Below are 7,079 nucleotides of genomic sequence, written 5' to 3'. Positions count from 1 at the left end.
GGGATATCGATTTCATATTGAGCACAGGCATTGAACTCAAGCTCAATTGTGAAGTTGGGAAGGATATCTCTTTGAACGAGTTGCGAAAAGAAGGATACAAAGCATTTTATATTGCAATAGGGGCTCAATCACCAACGCCACTTGGCATAGAAGGAGAAGATTTAGACGGAGTAATTCAGGCTTGGGATTTGCTTAAAGATTTTAGAAAGGGAATCGAGCCAAATCTTGGGAAAAAGGTTTCCGTCATAGGAGGAGGAAATGCGGCTATAGATGCGGCGCGTACGGCTTTCAGGTTGGGTTCTGATGTTACTATAATTTACAGACGTGACCGCGAAGAGATGCCAGCTATTAAAGACGAGATTAAAGAAGCAGAAAAAGAGGGAATAAAATTTTTATTTCTTGCACGACCATTAAAGATTGTTGGTGAAAGTGGTAAGGTAAAGAAACTAATCTGCGGCAAGATGGAAATAAAAGGTTATGACCTCAATGGTAGAAGGAGGTCTGTGCCTGTCGAGGGAGAAGACTTTGAAGTTGAAACTAACACAGTTATAGCGGCGATTGGGCAGAAAATCGATGCTGAGACCATTATGAAGGACAGCGGCATAGGACTTTCCTACACCGGCTATATCTATGCTGACCATGAGATGAAAACAACTGTTGAAGATGTCTTTGCAGGAGGAGATGTTGTAACAGGCCCTGCTACAATTGCTGATGCAGTCGGCTCAGGAGAAAAAGCAGCTGTTTCAATCAATAAGTATTTATCCCGAGATTTGCCGAAAGAAGAACGTTCTGCCTGTTTTTGGCTTGAACCTTATGAAGACACTGTGCCCTATAATTTGAGGTCTGCACCTGCGCCTTTTGAGCGTATCGAAGCTCCAACTGTACCGGTGACGGAAAGGAGGAAGGATGTAGAAGTCGAACTTGCATTGAGGAAAGAAGATGCTCTCCGTGAATGCGAGAGATGTCTTCGTTGTGACTATATAGAAAAGAAGGTTGATACAAAGGGAGTAACAGCAGTTAGATAACTTGATTTTTTGAAAGGAGGCGAAAGAGAAAAACGATGAATGCAACAAGTAAGAAGTATTTTATTGATGAAGACTATTTTGAATCAGTGAATCAGGCGTTTCCCGTATCAGAGGTAGTTAAAAAATTTGCTGAAGCAGTAAAGGGGAAAAGCCCTGAAGAAGCAGATGAAGCAGGGAAAAAGATTTTTGAAGAATATGCATCTGCTCTTGCAAAACATATTCTTCAAACAGAAAAGGATGTCCGCGATAGAACAGCTGAGTTAATTTATGAAGTGGCTGAAAAAACGGGACACCATTTTCCAAGTATTCCACAGAGATTGATTGAGATGGCGCTGTTGTCAACTCGTCTTGAAGACAAATGGAGATGGGTGTGCATATCCTATAAGCGCCTTGCTTATTCAGTCAAAAAGTGCACAGTTTATGATGCGCTTGTAGAAGCAGTAGGAAAAGAGATTGCAGATACATTACCCTGCAGACATTACTGTATTGCGCTGTCTGAAACATTCTACAAAGAGTTGAATATGGATGTAGGAGTTAAAATGAAGGCTGCGCTTCCTACTGACGGACACTGTCAGTTTGATGGTTTTTACCATTTTGAATAAATCATATTCCCCGCAGGGGGTATAAAATGATTGGATGAATATAATTGAGGGTTTCTTCGCTATGAGGAAACCCTTATTTTTTTTGTGCATTAGCCAACAGATAATGTGGTTAAGAATGAATGAAAATCCTTGACTTAGTATTTAGGAAAAAGTCCTCATATATTTTAAGGAGGGATTGCAATGGCTAAATATCAATATGGATTGGATCTGGATTTTTTGGATTCAATTGAAGAGAGGGTTTCTGTGGATTCATTATTATCAGGTTATTTGGAAAAGGTTAAAGGGGAAGATTCATCTAATAAAGATGAGGATGTAAAAAAATATTTTTCGACCAAAGGTAAAACTCTTGCTGAAATAATTTGTGATGAAGAAAAGAATCATAGGGATAGGATGGCTGAAGTTGTATATGAGGTTGCAAAAAAAACCGGGCATATTTTTCCAAGTATTCCTCAAAGATTGCTCGAAATCAGCTTCTATGCACTTCGTCCTGATGATGATTGGATTTACAAGGAAGTTTCAAGTAATGCCATTGAATATGAAGTTAGAGATTGTGAATTATTCAATAAATTGAAGGAAAAAGCAGGTGATGAAGAAGCTAAAAAAATGCCCTGCTGGAATTTTTGTCGGACAGTGAGCGACATAATATATGATAAAACAGGCGTCAGAGTTAAGGTGTCGATGAAGAAGAGCCTTGCCAATGACAACAGATGTGTAATTAGAGCAGAGTGTTATTCTGAGGTATAGTAAAAAAGGAAAAAGCGGTTAGTCTTGATTTCTTACAAGAGCAGATTTGTAATTGTTATAAATTTGCGATGAGATTTAGCTCTTCAAGAAAACTTTCTTATGAAATTTGTTTATCTTCGGACTTCTAAATTAATAATTCAATTTTCCCTTTACTCTTCCTTGAATTTTTGATTAATAGGACAGACTTTTTTCTTCTTGAAAATTTCAGAAGAAAAAAATAGATGATTTTTTAACCTGACGTATAAAGCATTTAGTGAATCGGAGGATTTTAATTGTCAGTTAGAGAAGAGTTAAAGAAAATAGTTGGTAATGAAAATATAGTAGAAGATACTGATAGTTTATTAAGGTATTGCGCTGATGAGAGCCCTTTCAAAGGCAAAATGCCGAATTACGCAGTGAAAGTAAAAAGTGCCGATGAGATTAAAAACATTCTTAAATTAGCAAACAAGAAGAAAATTCCTGTTGTCCCTTCAAGCTCAAAGATACATTTTAATGGAGCATCGCTACCCACGCAGGGTGGAATACTCCTCGATATGTCCGAAATGGATAAAATCCTTCTCATCGATGAGAGGAACAGAAAAATAATTATTGAACCAGGAGTTAGCTGGAAAAAAATCGATGAGGAGCTTGAGAAAAAAAAATTGAGAATGTTCAATCCTCTTTTCCCTCATTCAGGGACATCAGCGCTTACTGATTTGTTGGAAAGAGTGCCTGCTCTGATTCCAAAGTTTGAGTATGCAGACCCAATCCTTACTCTTGAAGCCGTTTTTCCGACAGGCGACCTTATGAGAACCGGTTCTGCCTCTATCACAATGTCTTATAAAGGCGACAATCCTGCTGTTGATTTGGTTTGCCCTTATGGACCGGGAATGGATTTTTTCCGACTTTTCCACGGAGCGCAGGGAACATTAGGAGTTGTAACATGGGCAGCAGTAAAACTTGAACATCGTTCTCCATTGAAAAAGCTATTCCTTTTTGGTTATGAAGGAATTGAGGATGCAATAAGTGACATACAAAAGATTCAACGCTCGATGATAGGTCAGGAATGTTTTATTCTCGATAATACCAATGCATCATTGATTCTCTCTCAGGGCGATATTTCAAAATGTGAAGCGCTGAAGCGAAAATTGCCTAAATTTCTTGCAATGCTTATGTTAAGAGGCGCAAAGAGAAGGCCGGAAGAAAAAATTGCCTATGAAGAAAAAGCGCTAAAAGAGATTATGAAAGATAAAGATAATGAAATTTCATCTTCCTTTGAGCAGGAAAGCGAGTGGCTAAAAGGAAATGTTGAAAAATGTTGGCCAGATGAGAAGGTTTATTGGAAGAATATGTTGAAAGGACGAGTCCTTCAAATTTCCTATAAGACTACAGCGAATAGAATTCCTCATCTCCTTTCCAAATATGAGCAGATAGTTTCAACGACAAATATGAAAAATATAGAGTGTGGATTATATATTCAGCCAATTGAATATGGCAGGGCTTATCATTGTGAACATCATTTGTATTATGAAGACAATGGGAAGGATATTTCTGATAAAATTCTTTCTTTCAATAGACAAGCAGTTATGGGATTGAATAGCGAAGGAGCTTTTTTCAGCACACCTTATGGAGATGTTGGAAAAATAATTTTTGATAAAACAGGCGGATATAGGGAAGCCGTTAGGAAAATCAAAAATATATTTGACCCTGCCGGAATAATGAACCCGGGCAGGTTATCCTTTTAGGAGAGAGTTTTTCAATATGGAACTAGAAAAATATAGATATGATGTTGAAATGTGCGTTAGGTCTTCATCCTGCAAATGGATTGACCCGATGTATTCCAAAAGCAAGCGATTCAATAAAATATGTCCTATAAACACAAAATTTAAATTTGATTCCTTTTCCTGCCAAGGGATTATGGATATAGCTCTTGCGTATCTTGACGGGGAAATCGGCATCAACAAAGACCTTTATGAAATACTTTATCATTGTACTCTTTGTGGTGCCTGTGATGTTATGTGCAAGAGGTGTATAGACAATGAAAGATTGGAAGTAATTGAGGCATTTAGATGCCGTTATATAGAGAAAGGCGGTAAGGTGGCTCCTGTGCAAAAAAAGATTCTGGCAAATGTCGTATCAAAAGGCAATTTATATGGCGCCTCTCCGCAAAAAAGGGTTGATTGGTATAGGAGTGGAGAAGCATCGAGAGAAGATTCTCCTCCTGAAGTTCTCTATTTTGTAGGGTGTTCTGCTTCATATCGTTACAATTCAATTGCGCAGTCGACAGTCAGAATATTGGAAAGTGCAAGCGTTTCTTACAAACTTTTCCCTCAGGAGCAGTGCTGTGGAAATCCACTTATTCGTCTTGGATACAAAAAGGAAGCTGACGAGATAAGAGAGAAGAATCTCCAATTATTGTCCGAGAGCGGATGCAATACGATAGTTACATCTTGTGCAGAATGTTATCATATGTGGAAAGTAGATTATCCGCGGCTTGCAGAAAAGAGCGGTACCGATTATGAGATACTGCACATAAGCGAATATACTGAAAAGCTCTTGGAAGAGGGACGCCTTAAAATTAGTGGAAGTTTAGAGAAAAAAATCACATATCACGATTCTTGTCGGCTTGGCAGATTGTCGGAGCCCTATGTCCATTGGGATGGCAAACGGATTGAGTTTGGAAGAACTGATCCTCCAAAAGTTTGGAGAAGAGGCACCAACGGTGTCTATGATGCGCCGCGTAATGTATTCGGTAAAATTTCTGGAATTGAGCTTCGAGAGATGGAGCGTATGAAAGAAAACACTTGGTGCTGCGGTGCAGGTGGAATGGTGAAATGGATTTATAATGATTTTTCTCTTTGGAGTGCAAAAGAGCGCCTTGAAGAGGCAGGACAGACAGATGCAGAAATCCTTGTTTCTTCCTGTCCATTTTGTAAATGGAATTTTTCTGAAGCTAATGAAAATGAGAATCTCGAAATAATGGATTTTACTGAGTTGGTTGCAAAAGTTATTTAAATATGGAGTAGAGATAAATGGCATTACCGATTGAAGCCAAGAAGGAACTCATTGCAGTAGTTGGTGAAGAAAATTTTACGGATTCCAAAACTAAATGTGAAGCATATTCCCGCGGCGGTTATGGCAAGTTTTCGTGGGATAGAAATAGGAAAATACCCGGTTGTGTTGTCCTGCCATCAAGCACAGAAGAGGTGCAGGCAATAGTCAAAATTGCAAATCGTTACAAGCTTCCCTATATTCCTCTTGGCACTTTCTATATCGCTTTGTGTGTTCCAATTAAGCCCAATACGATAATGATTGATATGAAGCGGATGGATAAGCTCGAGATAGATGAAGAAAATATGTATGCCATAGTAGAGCCCTATGTTACCTATACAGAGCTTCAAACAGAAGCAATGAAATTGGGGCTTTATACAAGCGCCCCTTCCTGCGGTGCACAGGTTTCTGTTATCGCTAATCATCTCAATCAAGGGATGGGACAGCTAGTACATCGTGTTGGATATGCAAATAGAAGAGTGCTTGCCGCTGAATGGATATTGCCTGACGGGGAATTGATTAGAACAGGGTCAGCCACTAACGGAGATGATTATTTTTGGGGAGAAGGTCCCGGACCTGATTTACGCGGTATTATGAGAGGTTGGTTTGGTAATTTCGGCGGCTTGGGAATAGTAACGAAAATGGCTGTAAAACTTTTTCCTATGCCTTTCAAGGGAGTGCCCAAAAGCGTTGGTGTATCTCCAAATACAGCTTTTAAGCTTCCTGAAGACCGTTTCAAATGGTTTACAATCTTTTTCCCAACAACGGAAAAAGCCATCGATGCGATGTATGAAATAGGACATTCTGAGATAGCTGCTGTAAGCGTTCGCGTGCCCTTTATTTGGAGATATATTGCGCGGGCAAAGTCGCGAGACGATTTTGCTGCAAAGTGGAATGCAGATAAGCATAAATTTGGGAAAGCTACTCCAAGTATGGTTCGAGTTATGTTGGTTGGTTTTGCATCAGAGGAACAGCTTGAGTATGAGGAAAAAGTCCTGCGAGATATTGTTTCTGAAATCGGCGGTGAGATAGAAGAAGCATCACCATATTCGAGTGGGCAGGTTTTCAAGCTCGGAATTTCAAGTAATGTGACAGTGCCAGCCGGCTTTTTTGCTGTTACGAAGTTTGCTTTCGATTCACTTGACCATGCAAGGCGCGCCCTATCAGAGACAGCAGACCTCAAAGCTAATTTTATCCCGCCTTTCTTCGACGATAGTGAAGAAAGCGGTTGGATGCAGAGTTATGATATGGGGCATATCGGTTACGGAGAATTCTTCTCTTATTTTGACAAGAGTATGGTTGATAAGTTTTTGGAATATGAGGTTGCTTCAATAGACCATGATATAAAGATGGGTGCCTATCCCGGTGCGCAATGGTCACAACACCACGAGCAGATAGGAAAGGCGACGGGCAATTACCATTTACTTATGGAGAAGATCGGCAAGTCCTTCGACCCGAAACATGTTTCCAATCCAACAAGGCTTGTCCCTACCCGCGGAAAGAAATAAGACCAATCAAAATCTTTAGCGATATACTGTGTTGATAGCGGTTAGTCGCTTCTATTTGTTATATCTTTTATTGTGATATTCATTTATTCATTTTTTGCCTTCTAATGTTTAAATTGAATATCCAAAAAACATTACCAAATAGAACAAATTAGAATTTATAGAACAGAAGG

General features: G+C 39.3%; 6 protein-coding genes. All 6 read left to right on the top strand.

The features are described from left to right. The coding region (locus D6734_04350; protein RMF96121.1) for a hypothetical protein at positions 1-1,025 on the top strand (1,025 nt) is incomplete at its 5' end. 35 nt (positions 1,026-1,060) lie between these two features. Next, positions 1,061-1,627 carry a hypothetical protein gene (locus tag D6734_04345; GenBank protein RMF96120.1) on the top strand — a complete coding sequence of 189 codons (567 nt, stop codon included), beginning with the start codon at positions 1,061-1,063 and terminating at the stop codon, positions 1,625-1,627. A gap of 180 nt (positions 1,628-1,807) precedes the next feature. Further along, positions 1,808-2,371: a hypothetical protein gene (locus D6734_04340; protein RMF96119.1), complete on the top strand. Its 564-nt coding sequence runs from the start codon at positions 1,808-1,810 to the stop codon at positions 2,369-2,371. A gap of 272 nt (positions 2,372-2,643) precedes the next feature. Next, complete coding sequence (locus D6734_04335; protein RMF96118.1) at positions 2,644-4,095, top strand: FAD-binding oxidoreductase; 1,452 nt, start codon at positions 2,644-2,646, stop codon at positions 4,093-4,095. A gap of 16 nt (positions 4,096-4,111) precedes the next feature. After that, entirely contained in the window at positions 4,112-5,365 is a 1,254-nt protein-coding gene (locus tag D6734_04330) for a (Fe-S)-binding protein (GenBank protein ID RMF96117.1), read from the top strand. 17 nt (positions 5,366-5,382) lie between these two features. Further along, positions 5,383-6,909 carry an FAD-binding oxidoreductase gene (locus D6734_04325; GenBank protein RMF96116.1) on the top strand — a complete coding sequence of 509 codons (1,527 nt, stop codon included), beginning with the start codon at positions 5,383-5,385 and terminating at the stop codon, positions 6,907-6,909. The last annotated feature ends 170 nt before the right edge of the window (positions 6,910-7,079 follow it).

The sequence above is a fragment of the Candidatus Schekmanbacteria bacterium genome, from assembly GCA_003695725.1.
In the GTDB taxonomy this organism is placed as follows: domain Bacteria; phylum Schekmanbacteria; class GWA2-38-11; order GWA2-38-11; family J061; genus J061.
This window is presented reverse-complemented; position numbering and strand designations above follow the sequence as displayed.